This window comes from Paenibacillus woosongensis (assembly GCF_030122845.1).
GTDB classification, from domain to species: domain Bacteria; phylum Bacillota; class Bacilli; order Paenibacillales; family Paenibacillaceae; genus Fontibacillus; species Fontibacillus woosongensis_A.
Genome location: NZ_CP126084.1, coordinates 3,987,462 through 4,005,372 on the forward strand (window position 1 = coordinate 3,987,462; position 17,911 = coordinate 4,005,372).

17 protein-coding genes are annotated in these 17,911 nt (G+C 52.1%); 2 read left to right on the forward strand and 15 right to left on the reverse strand.

The genetic code is table 11. From position 1 onward, the window contains the following. Nucleotides 1-208 precede the first annotated feature (208 nt). The 6 genes from QNH46_RS18210 to QNH46_RS18235 form a co-directional block, all read right to left on the reverse strand. Entirely contained in the window at nt 209-721 is a 513-nt protein-coding gene (locus QNH46_RS18210; protein WP_283925516.1) for an adenine phosphoribosyltransferase, read from the reverse strand. 63 nt (nt 722-784) lie between these two features. After that, nucleotides 785-3,208, reverse strand: a complete 2,424-nt coding sequence (gene recJ / locus QNH46_RS18215; RefSeq protein WP_283925517.1) for a single-stranded-DNA-specific exonuclease RecJ — start codon at nt 3,206-3,208, stop codon at nt 785-787. Nucleotides 3,209-3,255: 47 nt separating this feature from the next. Continuing rightward, on the reverse strand, nt 3,256-4,209 hold the full coding sequence (locus QNH46_RS18220) for a cation diffusion facilitator family transporter (RefSeq protein ID WP_283925518.1): 954 nt from the start codon (nt 4,207-4,209) through the stop codon (nt 3,256-3,258). A gap of 100 nt (nt 4,210-4,309) precedes the next feature. After that, nucleotides 4,310-5,212 carry a protein translocase subunit SecF gene (gene secF, locus QNH46_RS18225; protein ID WP_283925519.1) on the reverse strand — a complete coding sequence of 301 codons (903 nt, stop codon included), beginning with the start codon at nt 5,210-5,212 and terminating at the stop codon, nt 4,310-4,312. Continuing rightward, nucleotides 5,202-6,455, reverse strand: coding sequence for a protein translocase subunit SecD (gene secD, locus QNH46_RS18230; protein WP_283925520.1), 1,254 nt, complete (start codon nt 6,453-6,455; stop codon nt 5,202-5,204). Before secD ends, secF begins: the two co-directional genes overlap by 11 nt. A gap of 131 nt (nt 6,456-6,586) precedes the next feature. Beyond that, nucleotides 6,587-6,841, reverse strand: a complete 255-nt coding sequence (locus QNH46_RS18235) for a post-transcriptional regulator (protein WP_283925521.1) — start codon at nt 6,839-6,841, stop codon at nt 6,587-6,589. Nucleotides 6,842-7,053: 212 nt separating this feature from the next. Between QNH46_RS18235 and spoVB the strand changes: the two genes are divergently transcribed. Then, the gene (spoVB, locus tag QNH46_RS18240; protein WP_283925522.1) at nt 7,054-8,661 is read left to right on the forward strand and encodes a stage V sporulation protein B; all 1,608 of its coding nucleotides are present in this window, start codon (nt 7,054-7,056) and stop codon (nt 8,659-8,661) included. Here spoVB and QNH46_RS18245 read toward each other — a convergent pair whose 3' ends face one another. Then, nucleotides 8,662-9,387, reverse strand: a complete 726-nt coding sequence (locus QNH46_RS18245) for a DUF421 domain-containing protein (RefSeq protein ID WP_283925523.1) — start codon at nt 9,385-9,387, stop codon at nt 8,662-8,664. 220 nt (nt 9,388-9,607) lie between these two features. Here QNH46_RS18245 and QNH46_RS18250 point away from each other — a divergent pair, with 220 nt between their 5' ends. Next, nucleotides 9,608-10,003 carry a TIGR04086 family membrane protein gene (locus QNH46_RS18250; RefSeq protein WP_283925524.1) on the forward strand — a complete coding sequence of 132 codons (396 nt, stop codon included), beginning with the start codon at nt 9,608-9,610 and terminating at the stop codon, nt 10,001-10,003. 71 nt (nt 10,004-10,074) lie between these two features. On the opposite strand, the gene yajC is transcribed toward QNH46_RS18250, so the two are convergent. The 8 genes from yajC to QNH46_RS18290 all read right to left on the reverse strand — a co-directional run bounded on the left by yajC (nt 10,075) and on the right by QNH46_RS18290 (nt 17,860). Further along, nucleotides 10,075-10,395 (reverse strand): preprotein translocase subunit YajC, encoded by a 321-nt coding sequence (yajC, locus tag QNH46_RS18255; RefSeq protein ID WP_155610777.1) that lies wholly within the window; start codon nt 10,393-10,395, stop codon nt 10,075-10,077. Between the two features lie 33 nt (nt 10,396-10,428). Further along, complete coding sequence (tgt, locus tag QNH46_RS18260) at nt 10,429-11,568, reverse strand: tRNA guanosine(34) transglycosylase Tgt (protein ID WP_213590665.1); 1,140 nt, start codon at nt 11,566-11,568, stop codon at nt 10,429-10,431. A 23-nt stretch (nt 11,569-11,591) separates the two neighbouring features. Continuing rightward, nucleotides 11,592-12,620 carry a tRNA preQ1(34) S-adenosylmethionine ribosyltransferase-isomerase QueA gene (gene queA / locus QNH46_RS18265; protein ID WP_283925525.1) on the reverse strand — a complete coding sequence of 343 codons (1,029 nt, stop codon included), beginning with the start codon at nt 12,618-12,620 and terminating at the stop codon, nt 11,592-11,594. Between the two features lie 9 nt (nt 12,621-12,629). After that, nucleotides 12,630-14,744: a SpoIID/LytB domain-containing protein gene (locus QNH46_RS18270; RefSeq protein ID WP_347342922.1), complete on the reverse strand. Its 2,115-nt coding sequence runs from the start codon at nt 14,742-14,744 to the stop codon at nt 12,630-12,632. 50 nt (nt 14,745-14,794) lie between these two features. Next, complete coding sequence (gene ruvB, locus QNH46_RS18275; protein ID WP_155610781.1) at nt 14,795-15,799, reverse strand: Holliday junction branch migration DNA helicase RuvB; 1,005 nt, start codon at nt 15,797-15,799, stop codon at nt 14,795-14,797. 32 nt (nt 15,800-15,831) lie between these two features. After that, the gene (gene ruvA / locus QNH46_RS18280; protein WP_283925526.1) at nt 15,832-16,446 is read right to left on the reverse strand and encodes a Holliday junction branch migration protein RuvA; all 615 of its coding nucleotides are present in this window, start codon (nt 16,444-16,446) and stop codon (nt 15,832-15,834) included. Beyond that, nucleotides 16,443-16,946 carry a crossover junction endodeoxyribonuclease RuvC gene (ruvC, locus tag QNH46_RS18285; protein ID WP_283925527.1) on the reverse strand — a complete coding sequence of 168 codons (504 nt, stop codon included), beginning with the start codon at nt 16,944-16,946 and terminating at the stop codon, nt 16,443-16,445. The genes ruvA and ruvC overlap by 4 nt, the downstream gene beginning before the upstream one ends. 212 nt (nt 16,947-17,158) lie before the next feature. Then, a complete protein-coding gene (locus QNH46_RS18290; RefSeq protein ID WP_283925528.1) occupies nt 17,159-17,860 on the reverse strand; it encodes a BofC C-terminal domain-containing protein in 702 nt (233 codons plus the stop codon). Between the last annotated feature and the right edge of the window lie 51 nt (nt 17,861-17,911).

The following is a 17,911-nucleotide window of genomic DNA, read 5'->3' on the forward strand; positions in this document are numbered from 1 at the left end:
AATCCTTGGCAACATCCAGGTCAAGAAAATACTGTTAATTTTTAACTAAATAAGTCGAAACTACTAGAAATCGCCCTAAAATATGGTACGAAACGACTTCATTCATTTTCGTAAAAATTACTTTATTTTCCACCGTGCAAATGGAGCATATAAAAAGACATCCCGCGCAAGGATGTCTTTAATGTCTTTATGCTATGGCCTGCCAATCTTAATACTGTAATAGCGAGAACACGTCGATGCCCGGCAATTTCTCGCGGCCGTTCAACTCGCTAAGCTCAATTAAGAACGCGGTTCCTACCACATTGCCTCCAAGCTCGCGAACGAGCTGCACCGAAGTGGAGATCGTCCCGCCCGTAGCAAGTAAATCATCGGCGATCAATACGTTCTGTCCCGGCTTGACCGCATCGCTGTGCATGGCCAAGCGGTCCGAACCGTATTCCAGGTCATAACCGACTTCGATCGTCTTATACGGCAGCTTTCCGCTCTTGCGGATCGGAATGAACCCTACGCCAAGGGCATAAGCCAAAGGAGCGCCCACCACGAAGCCGCGCGCTTCCGGCCCGGCGATCAGGTCAATCTTTAAATCTGACACCATTTTCTTAAGCTCGTTAATCGCTTCGCGGTATTTCTCTCCGTTATTCAGCAAGGTCGTAATATCCTTGAAGCTGATTCCCGGCTGGGGAAAATCGGGTATGACGCGAATGTACTCTTTGAAATCCAATGCAATCTCCTCCTAGTAGTTAGCGCATAACAACAGCATATCTATGAAATTAAAAAGGAATAGCTAAGATACGTTTTGCTGATTTGTCATTAGCCACTGCGTAATTTGCGGTATTCCGGCATGATGGAGGATCTGCTCCATTTCAGCCAGCTCTCCAAGCTCCAGGTAGCGGCGAGACGTGTCCAGAGCCCGCTTGGCGGGAGCCTGGATCACCGTTAACTTACCCATATCACGATGGATGAAGCCCAATTCCTCGAAAACCTCCAGCGTCATCACAAGCATCCGCCGTGACAGGCGGGTGCGCCGCATAAGGCTAGGAATCAGCTCTTCCTCTGGCACCGCAGCCGTAACCTGCTGCTTGAGCAGAGCATAGATCTGTTTGAATTGCTCCCGGGACGGCGGAAGAATCGCCTCTTGCCGATCCCTTGCCGGGTGGAAGAGGTACACTCTCTCTAGCGAGGCGAATGCCCCCATCATCTTATGCCATATGCCGAAGGACTCGGGCAGTTCAAGAACAAACAATATTTTTATATCCATCCTGTTTTGCCCGTTCAGCTGAGCGGCCGTATTGCCAGGAATTACGCCAACGTCCTTATCATATATCCAACAAGGGGTATCGTTCAATTCATAATTTTTCGTCAATTCCGAGTCTTTGACCGCGACGACGGCGATCATTCGCTGCTCAAGCGATTGCTGCTCAATCAGCTGTCTGCGGATTTCATTCATCTTCACTACAGGATGGCTTGCCCCCCGGTAATCAAACACCTGGATATGCGGTACAGCGAGATCCTGAATCATTAGCTGAGGCTTGCGGGAACCGTTCCATTCATTGATGCTGGCTTCAGCCACGACATCGATCCGGGCCTCTTCGGTTAACTGGGATAACAGCTCTCCCTTCCCGAATGCCACCGCCTCCATGATTGTTCCATCCTGGCTGAGGACAAGCTTCATATGCTTGCCTTCCTTGCCTAGCGAACGCCTTTCCACTAGCTTGGCGCCGCGAATGAGCAATCTTGGACAGGTATTCCCCATGCCGAACGGAGCAAGATTCTCCAACTGCTCAATGACCGGCAAGGAAATATCCGATAAGCGGCACTCCAAATCCGTATACATCACCGGGATGAAATGCTCCTCGCAAAGCACGCCGGCAGCGAACTCATTCAGCTGCTCTTCCAACTTTGCAAGCTGGCTGCGGTGCAAGGTCATTCCTGCTGCCGAGGGATGCCCTCCATAGTGATCCAACAGGCCTTTGCAGTGAGTTAGAGCCTCATAAATGTCCAGTCCGGGGATGGAACGAGCGGAGCCCTTGCATGTTCCGGTCTCCGGGTCTATGCCAAGAACGATGGTTGGCCGATAATAGCGGTCCAGTATTTTAGAGGCCACGATTCCGATGACTCCCGGGTTCCAGCCCTCGCCAGCCAACACGATAACACCCGGTAAGGCCCCCTCAGCCTCTTTGCCGGCCAACTGGGCAATCGCTTCCTGAACGATGCTGTCCACCAGCAGCTGGCGTTCCTTATTCAGGATGTCCAAATCCTCAGCAATCTTCTCAGCCTCTTCAATACTTTGCGTCGTTAACAGGGCAACAGCCTGATTCGCATGGCTCATTCTCCCGCTTGCATTGATGCGGGGTGCAAGTCCAAACGCTACGTTCGTCGAGGATACCATGGTCAGCGGTTCGCTTTTTGCGTAACCCGCCGCCCCCATTAAAGCCGTGATCCCTGGAAAACTGGAATAAGCCATCGCCTTTAATCCGTTCGTTACTAGTATACGATTCTCATCTGTAAGCGGCATCAAGTCTGCTATCGTTCCCAGTGTAACCAGCTCCGTCCAGGCAGCAGGGGTCTCATCGGCAAGTAAGGCAGTCGCCAGCTTATAGGCTACCCCGACGCCGGCAAGGCCCTTAAACGGATATTTACAATAAGGCAATTTGGGATTGACGAGCGCGTAAGCCTCGGGAAGGACTTCTGGAGGCTCATGATGATCGGTAACGATAACATCCATCCCTGCCGCATTGGCGTACGCGATTTGCTCTACCGCACTAATTCCTGTGTCGACGGTGATCACCAGCGTGAAGCCCCGTTCTACGAATGGCTCCAAAGCTGAGATATGAAGCCCATACCCCTCTTTGGAGCGGTGAGGAATATAATACTCAAACCGGGCATTCAAATGGCGCATCAAGCAGACCATAAGAGCCGTGGAAGATACGCCGTCCGCATCATAGTCACCATAAATCAGAATTTGTTCGTCCTGCTCTACAGCCCGCCTGATTCGTGCAACTGCCTCTTGCATGCCGCTCAGCAAATAAGGATCATGCAGATCCTCCATGGTTCCCTGCAGAAAATGACGTGCTTCCTGAGCGTCTTGAATTCCACGGCTTAACAGCAGGGAAGCCACAATCTTCGGTATGCCGGCCTGCTCAGCCAGCAGCGAAGCGGCTTCCGCGTCGCTATGTAGACCAACCCAACGGTACTTCGGATGAAGCAACCTGACAGCACCTTCTTTCCTTCTCTCCTACTTGCGCGCATTTTTCTTTATTGCAGCAGCGTAGGCAGATCATTATTCGATCCTTCGTAGTTACTCTTGTAAGGATAGCCCGGATCATAAGGCATAACTTGTATACTTACGTCGCTCACCTGGGAAAAGCGATTCATCAGCAGTATTTTGGCGCGATTCGCAATATGATTGGCTTCCAATACGGAAATCCGCGGATTCACGCTAATAATGACTGCGACGGATATATAATGGCCGCTGCCATGCAATTTCAGTTCGTCTACAGTGATGACCCCATGCACCCTTTGAACGGTTTCAATGAATGCAGACTTGTCCTCTGCCTTCGCCTCCTCTTGGCCGTACACGGCTCCTACGATCAGCCGATACCCTTTCCATAGGACAAGGCAAGCAACAACGATAGAGGCAGCCGGGTCGGCATACAACAACAACGGTATATCCCACGCTTCCCCAGTCATCGCCCCAAAAATTCCGAGAAGAACAATAATGGAAGTGTATAGGGAATGCCTGTGCATTTCGATAAAGGATTTCGAGGCATTACCCGGTTTTTTGAGATTTTGGCGATACTGAAGCTGAAATACGATCTCTCTTAAAGCAATCGAGACGACTATGGCCACCCCAGCCATGAATCCAGGCGCAACAGCCTTCCCGGTAACCATAGTAGATACTGAAGCGCCTCCCATTTGCAAAGCGCCCATAAACAGGAATACAGCGAAAAAAATCGCTGCCAGCGGTTCCGCCTTCATGCGGCCGCCTGCCCCATGCCCAAGTCTCAGCCGCTGTCTGGCGCTTTGCGGAAGCTGAACCTTCTCCGCGATGCCCGCTGCCGCATCCGCCGCGGAATATAACGCGTCCGCAAGCAAAGCTCGGCTGTCAAAGAGCAAGCCGACCACTCCTTTGAACACGGCCAGGATGACGTTGTTTGCAGTGCCAAGCCAGGCGGCAGAATCAGATGGTACAGCTCGTTCGCGAATCATATTAACCCTCCTGAAACACGTTATTACCATGAAGACGGCGAAGCCGCGTCCTTCATCGAGACGCGGCTTCGCTCCTGCCATGCAAACGGCAAACCGTCGTTTAGGACGCTTTGGCCGGTTTGTTTTTTTGCTTGCTCTTAAGCACAAACCACAGCGGGCTGGCAATAAAGATCGAGGAATACGCCCCGAACAGCAGCCCGATAACCATGGCCAGCGAGAACATCCTGATCGACGCTCCTCCCAGCAGGAGCAGGAATAAAGCGGCAATAAATACGGTCAAAGCGGTATACAGTGACCGCATAATGGTTTGGGATACGCTCTTGTTTACGAGATCGATCAAATCCTGGCGTGTCTTCTGTTTGGCAAACCGCAGGTTTTCCCGAATCCGGTCAAAGATAACAATCGTATCATTAATCGAATAACCAATGATGGTGAGCACCGCAATAATAAAGGTCAAATCTACCTCTAAGCGGAAGATGGAGAAAATCGTCACCACCATAAAGGCATCATGCAGCAAGGCGATAATGGCAGCGATCGCAAAGCGCCATTCAAACCTGATGCCGACATAGACGATAATCCCGAGGCTTGAGAGCAGTACGGCCCATATCGCATTTGCCGCCAGCTCCTTCGCCATTTCCGGATCAACGGTATTGATTTCCATAGATGCACCGCTGTCGAGCTTCAGTATCTCGCCCTTCAATTGGTGATCCTGATCTTCGTTTAACACCTCATCGAAGCGGATCGACATCCGGTCTACGCCCGGAGTGATTTTCGATCCTTCCAGAACCCCGATATTCTCCAGGATGGGCTCGATTTGTTCTGAAGTCACGTTCTTCGTGAACGAAATGTCGACATTGGAACCGGCTTTGAAATCGACGCTATAATTGAGGCCAAACACAGCCAATGAGATGAAGCCAATAATCGTTAATATGATGGAAAATGTGTAGCAGCGCTTGCTAATGTGCACAAAATTCAAATTCAATAATTTATTTTTAAAGCTCACCAATTTCACTCTCCTTTACACCGAAATATTTCGGCTTCCGCAGCTTGCCCGCTTTAAGCAGCAGGTTCAGCAGGAAACGGATAAAATAAATATTGGTGGCAATGCTGAGCACGATCTCAACGATCAGGACAAGGGCGAAACCTCTGACCGCTCCGGTCCCGAAAATATACATTACGATCGCTACAATGATCGTTGTAATGTTCGAGTCCATGATCGTCCGGAACGAGTGTTTGCCCCCTGCCTTCACGGCAGACAGGATGCTCTTGCCTTGACGCATTTCCTCCTTGATCCGCTCATTGGTAATAATGTTGGCATCGACTGCCATGCCGACCCCAAGGACGATGGCCGCAATCCCCGGAAGGGTTAGCGTAAAGTCAGCAAAATTAAAGACCACGATAAGCAGCCAAGTGTGCAGAATCAAGCCAAAGCTGGCCAGAAGACCCGGGACGCGATACAACCAAATCATGAAGACCAATATGAACAAAGAGGCAACCAAACCCGCCTGAATCGTCTGATAGAGAGATTGCTTCCCTAGCGTTGCACCGACGCTCTGCGAGTATTTCTCCGTTAATTTAAGCGGCAGGGCCCCACGGTTAATCTCATCTTTCAAATCATTCGCTTCTTCGCGAGTATAGTTCCCGCTGATCGAAGCATTTCCGTCTCTTAACACAGCCTGAACAACAGGGGCGGACAACAATTCATCATCGAGAAAAATAGCCAGTTCCTTACCCAGCAGCCGCTCGGTAACCTTGGCGAATTTCTCCTTATCCTTCAGTTTGATGGCGATTTCCGGCTGGTTCAGCTGATTGAACTGTACGGATGCTCCTCCTTCGACAAAGTCAGTGCCGACCAATTCAATTTTGTTAAATTGCTCGGGACTCGTCTCCGTTCCATCCTTGCTGCGGAACGTCAGAGTCGATGGCTTCTTCATTAGCTTTCGGACTTCATTCTCGTCGGTAACACCAGCCAGTTTCAGACGAATCCGGTTCGTTCCTTCCGTTGTGACCTCCGGCTCGCTTGTACCAAGCTGATTAGCGCGCTTCTCTAAGCTTTGGGCCGTTTTGAGCAGTGACTCCTTCGTAACTTTTGCTCCGGCTTCAAATGGCTCGGCTTCATACAAAATCTCGAATCCGCCCTTCAAATCCAGGCCAAGATGTACATCTCGAAGCAGACCAGGGCTTGTCCAAGCCATGATTGCCGTTGAGACGACCACGACGGTTATGAATGCGATGAGTCTTTTCATCCCGTACCTCGTTCCCCTTTCGAATTCTCAATATTCCTATTATAGCGATGCAGGAAAAGAGCGTCAATTTATCAAATATTGTCGGTTTTATTAACTCTTCCCTAGAGAATAAAAAAAGAAATCCCGATTTCCTAGAAACGGGACCCACGAAATGCAGATAACGTCATATAGTTCATGAACTGGGTAGATTTGAGCGAAAGGATATCGTTGACCAATTGATGAAGTTCGGGGTATCCTTCTTTCTCATATTTATGACTGACGCAGTTCCAAATGTCCGATACGGTTACATGCTCATAACCGATAAGCCGGAATTCCTCCACTTTGCTGCGGCATAGAGCTTCGATCGTTTCATTTAACTGCTTATCGGCGAATTCCTGATGATCCATTTCATGATGCCCCTTTCCTGCGAGGTGAGCTGTCATTAAACTAATTCTATCCTTCTTCCGTGATTCCTGCTTCCTTGTTCCGGTTGATTGACGGTTCTCCAGACGCTTGGCAAAAAAGAGCTGTCATGAATCCGGACAGGTTCTGCATATTCATAAATATATCAGACAAGACGTCATAGTAAAATGCTTATTCCGGGAAAGAGGGAATCATTTTGAATAAACAGACCTTTATCCAAGGGACCATGATCCTGCTTGTCGCGGGTATCGTCAATCGCATTCTCGGCTTCATTCCCCGCATCCTTCTTCCCCGAATCATCGGCGCCGAAGGCGTGGGCCTCTATCAGTTAGGGTACCCGTTCTTCCTCGTTCTGGTCACCATCATTACCGGGGGCATACCTCTAGCCGTCGCTAAGCTGATCGCGGAAGCGGAGTCGTCCGGCCAGCTAGGCCGATCGGCGGCAATACTGCGGACGAGCCTGGTTTTTACAGCAGGGGCGGGGTTGATCTTTACCATCGTCAGCCTGGTGGGCGCGCCGTGGATCAGCCGCTATGTCCTGCCGGATTCCCGGGTATACCATACCTTTCTCGCCATGAGCCCGATGATCGTGATTGTCGCCGTGTCCTCCGTATTTCGCGGCTATTTCCAAGGCAAGCAAAACATGATTCCTTCCGCGAGCTCATCAATTATGGAAACCATAGGACGGATCATATGCGTGCTGTGGTTCTCTTATCTGATGCTGCCTATGGGCGTTGCATATGGAGCCGCCGGGGCGATGCTCGGCGTAGCCGCCGGAGAAGTGGTCGGCATGGCGGTCATTCTATGGCACTATTGGCGCGCCCGCCGTAAAGAGATAAAGGCGCCGCCGGCGGGAGCAGCCGCAGCCCCGGCTATGGATCCGGGTAAGGGATCAAGCCTGAACCCGGATCCAGGACGCTGGTCTTTCTCTACCTTGAAGCGCATTCTCCGGATAGCAGTACCGGTTACAGGAGGCCGCCTCGTCGGCTCGCTGTCTTATTTGCTGGAATCGATCACCACCGCTCAAAGCCTGGCCATAGCCGGCATTACTACGGCGATTGCCACAGCCCAATATGGGTCGCTGCAAGGTATGGTAATCCCTTTGCTGCTGCTGCCAGGAGCGCTCACATCGTCGCTCGCCGTTTCCCTCGTTCCTTCTCTGGCTGAGGCCCAGGCACGTGGGGATATGCGCACGATCCATCTGCGGCTCCATCAATCTCTGCGGCTGGCTCTCGTTACGGGGGGACCCTTCGCGGCGTTGATGTATGTCTTAGCCGAGCCTTTATGCCTGCTTATATATAACAATGCAGATATCGCCGGAATGCTCAAAATCATGGCCCCGTTCGCCCTGTTCCTATACGCCCAATCGCCCCTGCAGGCTGCCCTGCAAGCGCTCGACAAGCCGGGACGCGCTCTGCTGAACACCTTAATCGGAGCAATTATCAAAATATCGCTCATCCTCTATCTGGCATCCAATCCAAGCTTAGGCATTTACGGAGCGATCATCGCCATCATCGCCAACTTTGCTGTCGTGACGCTGCTGCATGGCTACAGCGTATCGCGAGAACTGCGCTATCGTATTCCCTATCTCGATGTTATCAAAGTGATTTGCGGAATGATCATCATGGCCGCTGCGGCCACTTATATTTATCACGAACTGCCGATCAGCCCGCTTCCGGAAGTTCAGCTTGTCTTAGCCGCGTCTATTTCGGGGCTGCTGTATCTCGTGCTGGCGGGAGCCATGGGACTGATCGATCTTCAGGATCTCCGCCGGCTGCCGCTGCTGCGAAGATGGTTCCGCTAGCTACGGGTCCTGCATCAAATTGATATACAGCTTCCCTTGATGATCGATGGAACAAAAAAATATTTCCTTGAATTCCTTGACGCCCCTGGCTTGAATTTGATTTTTCAGCCAAAATCGCGTTTTGCCGATCTGCTCCAAATTGCGATCCTGAACCTTGCCATCCATAATGAGGGACAAAGGAATTTCTTCATATCTTATTCTAGGAACCACCGGTTTGCTGGCTCGCTCGGCTGCAGCGCTGCCTTGTTCGTAGCGTCCGCTCCGGGCCGCCTCTTTTTTGGGCATAACGCTCAATTGGCCGCTAGTCTCGAGTACAGCAAATTCAACATCCGCCACATTATCTATATTATTGGCTCGCAGCTGCATGAGCAGGTCGTCAAGATTATAACGCTGCCTTCTCATCTCCTCCCGGTTGATCCGGCCGTCCTGAATAATTACGCTGGGCTTGCCGTCAAACAGAGATCTCACCCCCCGGCTGTGCAAAGACACTTTGGCAATCGCCATTTGTATTAGCAGCAAAGTAATCATGGGAACAATGCCTTCATACAGGGGGCGTTTCATATCCTCGATCGCGAATACCGCGATTTCGGCAATCATGACTGAAATGACCAAGTCAAAGATGGACAGCTCCCCGATCTCTCTTTTTCCCATAATGCGCATGACAACAAACGCGGTAATATACATGAGCACGGTCCGAAGTATAAGCGAAGCGAGATGTACGGTCATCAGGTTCCCTCCATCACATTTAATCAGATACGGTCAGAACGATTAGTACAAATATTGTGACCTTCTTCCCGCTGACCCATGCGAACGTCAAAGCGCTTAATTTGCGGCGGGACATGCATTTTTTGCTATGTCCGGCACGCGTTCGCAGCAAGCAAACCTGTACTAAACCTGCAAGCTTGACCATACAATGATGATAATAAATGAATAGGAGGAACGAGTTATGGATTTCTTCCGACGATTGGGATCAATTCGACTTTCCCATCCCACCTTGTCTGGCATATGGTACGCTTTCCTGTGGATGATGATCGGGGCGCTGATTTTATCTCTGCTGCTGCAATCCGGTTCGCTGGAGGAGCACAATCTTACCTGGCCGATTTACATCGTGCATGCCGCTGCTCTGTTATTTGGGGGACTTACCTCAGGGAAGCGGGCTGGGCAGAAGGGCTGGTATCAGGGGGCGCTTACCGGAATATTGTACGGCCTTCTGGTATTGTGCATCAGCTTTCTGGCCTTGGACAATTCGCCGGGTCTAAACGATTTCACTTTACTTCTTCCTGCCTTATTGATCGGGGCTCTAGGAGGGATGTTCGGAGTCAATTTGCATAAAAAAAGATAAGGTACTGCTTCAAGCAACAAAAAAAGAGCCTGCAACAGGCTCTTTTCTCATTCAGATGGGCGCTTCGTCCGTTACTTGGATTCGGAAGCCTTCTCTGTGCTTACGCTATGGCTGATCGCGTTGCGCTCAAACGTCAGCTTCGTCGCATCATTCACGAGAAGTACCACGTTATCATCCGTCAACGAAACGATTGTACCGTGCAGACCGCCGATGGTGACAATCTTGTCCCCTTTCTTGAGCGCTCTCAGCATTTCATTGCGTGATTGCTGCTTCTTCTTCTGAGGACGAATCAACAGAAAATAGAACACGATAAACATGATCGCGAACGGAACAACCAGGGAAATGATTGGATTCGCCGCACCTGATCCTGCCGCTGCTGCATACTGGAACATGGATATCCCCCTTTCGCTGAATAATTGCTTTTCTTAGAATCCCTTATCATTGCCAAACAGACCATACCGCTCGAAGAACTCATCCCGGAAATCGAGCAGCCTGTCTTCCATAATTGCCTGACGAACTTGACGCATCAGGTTAATTAAGAAATACAGGTTGTGATATGTAGTCAGCCGAAGACCGAATGTCTCATCACTTTTGATCAAGTGCCGCAAGTAAGCCCGGGAGTAATTACGGCAAGTGTAGCAATCGCACTCCGGATCGAGCGGCCCGAAATCTCTTGCATATTGAGCGTTGCGCACCACCAGTCTGCCTTGGCTCGTCATCGTTGTGCCGTTGCGGGCAATCCTGGTCGGCAGCACGCAGTCAAACATATCGATTCCCCGGATGGAGCCTTCAATCAACGCATCGGGCGATCCTACCCCCATCAAATAACGGGGCTTGTCTGCCGGGAGTAAAGGCACCGTATAATCGAGCACCTCATACATCAAATGCTTAGGCTCACCAACACTCAGTCCACCAATAGCATACCCCGGAAAATCCAGGGAAGTCAAATCCTTCGCGCTCTGTTTGCGCAAGTCTTCGAACATGCCGCCTTGGACGATCCCGAATAAGCCTTGATCATGCGGGCGGGCATGGCTTTTCAGACAGCGCTCGGCCCAGCGGGTCGTGCGTTCAAGCGATTTTTTAACATAATCATGCTCAGCCGGGTAAGGCGCACATTCGTCAAAGGCCATCATAATATCCGAGCCCAACGCGTTTTGGATTTCCATCGCGACTTCGGGAGACAGGAACAGCTTGTCGCCGTTCAGGTGCGAGCGGAAGTGCACGCCCTCCTCCGTAATCTTCCGCATTTCACTGAGTGAGAACACCTGGAATCCGCCGCTGTCGGTCAAGATCGGACGATCCCAATTCATGAATTTATGCAGTCCGCCTGCTTCACGAATAATGTCATGCCCGGGCCTCAGAAACAAATGATACGTGTTGCTCAATATAATTTGCGCATTCATTTCCTTAAGTTCTTCCGGGCTCATCGTCTTAACTGTGGCTAGCGTTCCGACCGGCATAAAAATCGGCGTCTCAATCACGCCGTGCGGGGTATGCACCCGACCGAGCCTTGCGCCCGACTGCTTGCACGTCTTAATGTGTTCGTAAGTTATTGCTGCTGCCAATATCATCAACCATCCTCTTAACCTTAATAAATAAACATGGCATCCCCGAAGCTGAAGAAGCGGTATTTGTGCTCGACGGCTTCACGGTATGCGTTCAGCAGGCGCTCTCGTCCGGCCAGAGCGCTGACCAGCATGACCAATGTCGACTTGGGCAAGTGAAAATTAGTAAGCAGCGCATCTACCAGTTTGAATTCATAGCCGGGATAAATAAATATGCCTGTCCAGCCGCTCATCGCGGTAATCGGACCTTCCTGGCATTTACCCGCCACCGTCTCCAGCGTGCGGGCGGAAGTCGTGCCGACGGCAATAATTCGCCCGCCGCGCTGTCTGGTCGCATTCAGCAGCTCTGCCGTCTCTTCGGACAGAATGTAATATTCCTCATGCATGACATGATCCTCTACCCGCTCGACCGACATGGGCCGAAAGGTTCCAAGGCCTACATGCAGCGTTATAAAAGCGATGTCCACACCTTTAGCCTGCACCTGCTCCAGCAGCTCATTCGTGAAATGCAGACCGGCAGTCGGTGCGGCGGCTGACCCTTCATGCTTCGAATATACGGTCTGATAACGCTCGCGGTCGTCGAGCTTCTCCTTAATGTACGGAGGAAGCGGCATCTGGCCTAGCCGATCCAGGATTTCGTTAAAGATGCCCTCATAGGAAAAAGAAAGCACGCGCTCCCCCATATCCCCTTCGCTCTCAATCGTAGCTGTCAGTTCGTCTCCGAAAGTGATTACAGCGCCGGTCTTCAGTTTTTTGCCGGGCTTGACCAGCGCTTCCCACCGGTCGTCCTCTAAGTTCTTGAGCAGGAGAACCTCGGCCTTGGCGCCTGTGTCCCGCTTGACGCCAAAGAGTCTGGCCGGAATTACCCGCGTATCATTCAATACCAGCGTATCTCCAGGCTGCAAGTAGTCCAATATCTCTGGAAACATATGGTGCCGCACCTCACCGGTGGCCTTATTCAAAGAAAGCAGCCGGGATGCGGTACGATCGGCGAGCGGTGTCTGGGCGATTAATTCTTCCGGCAGTTCAAAATCATATAAGTCAACATTCATAGGATACAATCATTCCTTAACGATAGTTACGTTCTGATAATAGTGTTGCAAAATGGATATATAATCATACCCTGCATCAGCCATTCCCTTGGCCCCCCATTGGGATAAGCCAAGTCCATGCCCATTGCCGCGTCCCACGAAGAGGAAACGGTTCGTCTGATCAACGGCCCGGGCCGCACCGTCCGCTCCCATGACGACCATGCTGCCCCCGCTCCAGTTGCTAACGCCCGATGAAGACAGCACCGGCGTGCCGGAGGACGCTGTCCCGGTGGACATTGCTCCGCCTGCGCTTTGTACAGTATACCTACCGGTAGCCGCAATATCAAACAGTGTGCTTGGGAGCCCGCCAAAAGCAGAACGGAATAAATCCGGATAACGCACATCGAGGATCTGCCCATTAGCTTTGATCTGCGTTGCGCGTCCGGAAGGCCCGCGCTGCGTGATCTCCAAATTGAGGATCGGGGATGGGGCTTCGGTCGCCGTTCTGCCTTTCAGCGACTTTAACAGTTCATCCGAGCTATAGGGGCCGCGTATCCACGCGTATGAGCTGGATTCCTCAACGAGGCCAAGGACAACCGCCTGATCGCCTGGATTCATTTGCGCTACCGGGCTGACATCCGCTTGGATCAGCGGAATCGGACGGACATTTGTTGCGTTTGCCGTTACCGTCATTTGGTCCAGGCCCGCGGCTGTCTTTCCTCCCGTAAGCTTTACGTTATCTTCCCTTACGTATCCCGTTTTACCCGAAGGCAGCAGCACATGATACCATGATTTCAACCCTGCCTGCGCCGCCTTGTCCCCATCGCTCGGCATGCTGCCAAACGTCGCGTTCGGGTTGCTCCATACTTCGGTCGAATCGGCCGTCATGCCCCCGCTATTGGAGGAGAAAATGGCTTCCACAATCCGGCCATTCGATTTTATAACCTCGCCGGCTGTGCTGTCCACGGCTTGTTTGATGCTGTCGACTTCCTTATCAACTCCATTGTATACCTGGCTTAAGGTTGTATCCACCAGCCCCGCAACGTTGAACTTATTGCCGGCTGCATGGTAAAGCGCATAGCTCCGGGCTGCAACCGCCTGCGCCTTCAAGGATTCCTGCGGCCAGGAGCTAGGCACCTCTGCAGCGACGACCGAATACAAATATTGCTCCAGCGGAACGTCGTTTACGAGGGCAAGCTGGCCGTTTACGCTGCTGATTTCGAAATCCCCGCGAAATTTACGGGCTGATCTCTCGGCCACCTGAATAACGGAATCCTCGCTATCCCGCACGAGCAGCTTCGTATTTGCGCCGCTGACCGCATAATGGTCAACCGCCATTGGGGAAGCCGCTTCCCCGGTAACATCGCGATACGCAATCAGCGCAGGGGCCTGAACATCCACCGGTGATAAATTCAATTGCGGCTGCAGTTGAAGAATCTGTCCCTTCAGGGCAGCCAATGCCGAATCGTTAACGGCTCCGCCGACCCATACCGCATATTGGCTGGCACCCACAACAGCGACCTTGACTTCTATCCCTGGCAGGCTTAACGATTGGCGGTAAGCCTCCGCTTCCGCTTTGCTTCTAAATAAGCCTGCGGAGTAATAGTATCCCCCATGGATGGTCGGCTGTGCTCCTCCCAACTGTCCGGCCAGCGCCTGGGTCACGCGGGTTACCGCCCCAGATGCCTCTTCTGCGCTGGCATAAGGCCCGGTATACACTTGATATACCGTTCCACCCGCTTGCTCGGTGACAACCGCCACCGGCTTGTCCGTTCCGCTCTGCAGCTTCTTGACGGCTGCCGAGACCATTTGCCAGTCTGCGCTTTCCAGCGCTTTGACTTTAATCCCGTCCACGCTGAAGCGTACCGTCTGGCCCGGGGTAAAATCCAGCCAGCTCTCAAAGCCGCCGTCTTTTTGCGGACCTGCCTGCCACGCCGATTCCGCAGTCAGGCTCACCGCCGGCACTATCGATTTATACGTGCTGCCTAAGTCCAGGAACATGGCGACGCGAACTCGTGTGTCCGGCATCGCATCCGCGCCGGCTGGCGTCTGGAATAAGCCGCCCAGCAATGCTGCGCTCAATAGAGCCGTTGCCCACTTCGAGCCCCTGTTTTTTTGTCCTCGTCTCGGTCTAGGAATAATCACGCTCTGTATCCTCCTCATCAACGTGTAATGCCGTCAGTTGGTTTCTCTTCTCAAGAATCTGCAGGCATGGGCAGCCCCAGATGCTGATAAGCCGCCGGAGTTGCCACCCTGCCGCGCGGTGTACGCTGCAAATAACCGATTTGGAGCAGGTATGGCTCGTATACGTCCTCGATCGTCTGGCTTTCTTCCCCGATCGTCGCGGCGATCGTATCCAGTCCGACAGGCCCGCCCCGAAAATTCGTAATCATCGCCCGAAGCATCTTATGGTCGATCAAATCAAGACCCATAGGATCAACTTGCAGCCGCTGCAAAGCTTCCTTGGCAATATCGGTAGTAATATGGCCGTCAGCGCGCACCTGAGCGAAATCCCGCACCCGCTTGAGGAGCCGGTTGGCAATCCGCGGCGTTCCCCGCGAGCGTAGCGCGATCTCGTCGGCTGCGTCCCCGATAATATCGATGCCAAAAATATCAGCGCCGCGGCTTACGATATAGCTAAGCTCCTCCACCGTATAGAACTCTAGACGATTCACCACGCCAAAACGGTCGCGCAGCGGCGCTGACAGCAGTCCCGCTCTCGTCGTGGCGCCGATCAGCGTAAACGGCGGCAAATCGAGCCTCACGGACCTTGCACTCGGCCCCTTGCCGATCATAATATCCAGGGCGAAATCCTCCATCGCCGGATATAGCACCTCTTCCACCGTCCGATGCAGCCGATGGATTTCATCGATGAAGAGAACGTCCCCTTCCTGCAAGTTCGTCAGCAGAGCGGCCAAATCCCCTGGCCGCTCGATCGCCGGACCTGACGTCGTCCGCAGGTTGACGCCAAGCTCATTGGCGATAATATTGGCCAGCGTCGTCTTTCCAAGTCCCGGCGGTCCGTACAACAGGACGTGATCCAGTGCTTCGTTGCGCATTTTTGCGGCTTCGATATATATTTTCAAGTTGTCCTTGATTTGGCTTTGTCCGATATATTCCGCTAAATAACGGGGACGAAGACTAAGCTCCACGGCCTGCTCTTCCATCATCAAATTCGCGGATATAATCCGGTCTTCCATCGCTAACTTGCTCCTTCCCCTCTAGCCCAAGATCAGCCTGCATACAGCAGCTTGAGCGCTTTTTTCATCACCGAATCCACCTCTTCGGCAGGCTTGATCGAATCCTTCAGCTGGTGCCATACACGGTCAAGCTCGGCGTCGGTATAACCGAGCGCCTTCAATCCTTCCCTGGCCTCCGGCCAGCCCGGATTTAGTCCATCCAGCCCGTCCAATTCAGCCGGCGCCTCATCAAACAGCGAAGGCCCGCCTAGGCCGTCCAGCTTGTCCTTCAGATCAAGGATCATTCGCTGCGCCGTCTTCTTCCCGATTCCCGGCAGCTTGGTCAGAAACGTAATGTTCTCCTGCTGGATCGCAGCTACGACATGCTCCGGCTGTCCCCCGCTTAAAATGCCGAGCGCCACCCGCGGCCCGATCCCGGATACTTCGATCAGCTTGCGGAACAGCCTCTGCTCCTCCCGCGTCGGAAAGCCGTATAGCAGGATAGCATCCTCCCGTACGTGATGATGGGTGAACACCGTTGTCTGCTCGTTTTTGGCAGCAAACACATAGGGGTTCGGGCAATAAATGCGGTACCCTATTCCCTGAACGTCCAACACGACATAGTCGTTTTCCAAATGAGCCACCTGGCCCCTAACAAAATCAATCATGTCCTCAATACCTCGTTCAATTTCGAATTTAATGTATAAGAATGGGCATGACAAATCGCTACGGCCAGCGCATCCGCCACATCGTCTGGCTTCGGGATCGCTTGCAGCTTCAGGAACATTCTTGTCATTTCCTGCACCTGCCTCTTCTCCGCTTTGCCGTATCCTACCATCGCTTGTTTGATCTGCATTGGCGTATACTCCGAAATCGGCAAATTACGCTGTGCCGCAGCCAGTACGAGTACGCCCCGCGCCTGGCTGACCGACATGGCAGTAGTCACGTTCCGGTTGAAGAACAGCTTCTCCAGCGCTACGGCGTCAGGTTGGTATTTGTCGATAAGCTGAACCATGCCTTCATAGACATGAAGCAGCCTTTCTTCCTCTGGCGTATGCGCCTCTGTCTGAATGCAGCCGTATTGTACAGGAACGCATTTGCTGCCTTGTTTATCAATAAAGCCGAAACCGACGATGGCGATGCCCGGGTCAATCCCTAATATTCGCAACCTCTATCTCTCCCCATGTTTGTTTACAGCTCCATATTCCTGAAGGAGCTCCCTTGCGGAAGCGAAGCCTATGTCCAGATAACCGAACATATGTATTCACTTATTATAGCAAAAGAATGAGGAGTGTTGAGGAAAATCTTTGTAGAACTTTGTCAGCGGCAACAAAAAAGAGACGTTTGGACAACGCCTCTTGGCATGATAGTATATACGCTTTATTCATCCTTTTGTTGCATAACCTTCCTGGCCGGCATGGCTGCAAATTCGCTGAATGTTGACAGTACGCTGTTGTACTCGTCCAAATCCTGTATGCGGATGCCCTGATGCAGGTGCAGCAGTACGTCAGGGGGCAGAGAGCTTTCCATCGTCTCTACGTCTAATTGGAAAAAGGTTTTAAGCACCTTCTCTTTATCCGGAGGTCCCTCGAACAGACTGAGATTCCCTTGCTGGTCGATCCCGAAGTATCCGTTGCTTCTGCACGTCTCCGACAGCTCATTGATCTGCTGCTCAAACCAGACGTCTCCTTGGGCATCCAGGCTTCCCTGCCAGCCTGGATTAGCGCGGTATATTTCAATGACTTCATTGGGACTTAAGATTCCCAGGACGGAACTCTCTTCTCCGCATGCATATATTTTGTTTAAATGAACGGTTCGCCGCTGCCTGCTTCGGCTCAATTGTTCGATCCAGGCTGGTTCCAAATCAGTCTCCTTGCCTGCGCCTATAGCCGCTTCCCTGATGATTCCCAGCGTTTCCAGAGCAATCGGCTCCTTGGCCATCAATTGCTCCATTTGATTGGACAACATTAGTCCGAGCCAAGTCATCATGGTGACCAGCCCGCAGCCGCCAATCGTCCAAATAGCGCGTCTCCATCTTCTCCACCGGCGCCTTAGCTGCTTTTTGATACGGAAGATATTCACTGGTATCCCCTTCTATCGGTCGATATTTACTGTTATTGTGACCGAACGGGG

Excerpts from the sequence above, each read along its gene's own strand:
- ruvB (WP_155610781.1), bottom strand. The coding sequence starts at position 15,799 with ATGGAAGACCGGATTATATCCGCGAATTTGATGATGGAAGAGCAGGCC.
- queA (WP_283925525.1), bottom strand. The coding sequence starts at position 12,620 with ATGAATGTTGACTTATATGATTTTGAACTGCCGGAAGAATTAATCGCC.
- ruvA (WP_283925526.1), bottom strand. The coding sequence starts at position 16,446 with ATGATTGATTTTGTTAGGGGCCAGGTGGCTCATTTGGAAAACGACTAT.
- QNH46_RS18220 (WP_283925518.1), bottom strand. The coding sequence starts at position 4,209 with ATGATTCGCGAACGAGCTGTACCATCTGATTCTGCCGCCTGGCTTGGC.
- secD (WP_283925520.1), bottom strand. The coding sequence starts at position 6,455 with ATGAAAAGACTCATCGCATTCATAACCGTCGTGGTCGTCTCAACGGCA.
- QNH46_RS18235 (WP_283925521.1), bottom strand. The coding sequence starts at position 6,841 with ATGGATCATCAGGAATTCGCCGATAAGCAGTTAAATGAAACGATCGAA.
- QNH46_RS18250 (WP_283925524.1), top strand. The coding sequence starts at position 9,608 with ATGGATTTCTTCCGACGATTGGGATCAATTCGACTTTCCCATCCCACC.
- yajC (WP_155610777.1), bottom strand. The coding sequence starts at position 10,395 with ATGTTCCAGTATGCAGCAGCGGCAGGATCAGGTGCGGCGAATCCAATC.
- QNH46_RS18245 (WP_283925523.1), bottom strand. The coding sequence starts at position 9,387 with ATGACCGTACATCTCGCTTCGCTTATACTTCGGACCGTGCTCATGTAT.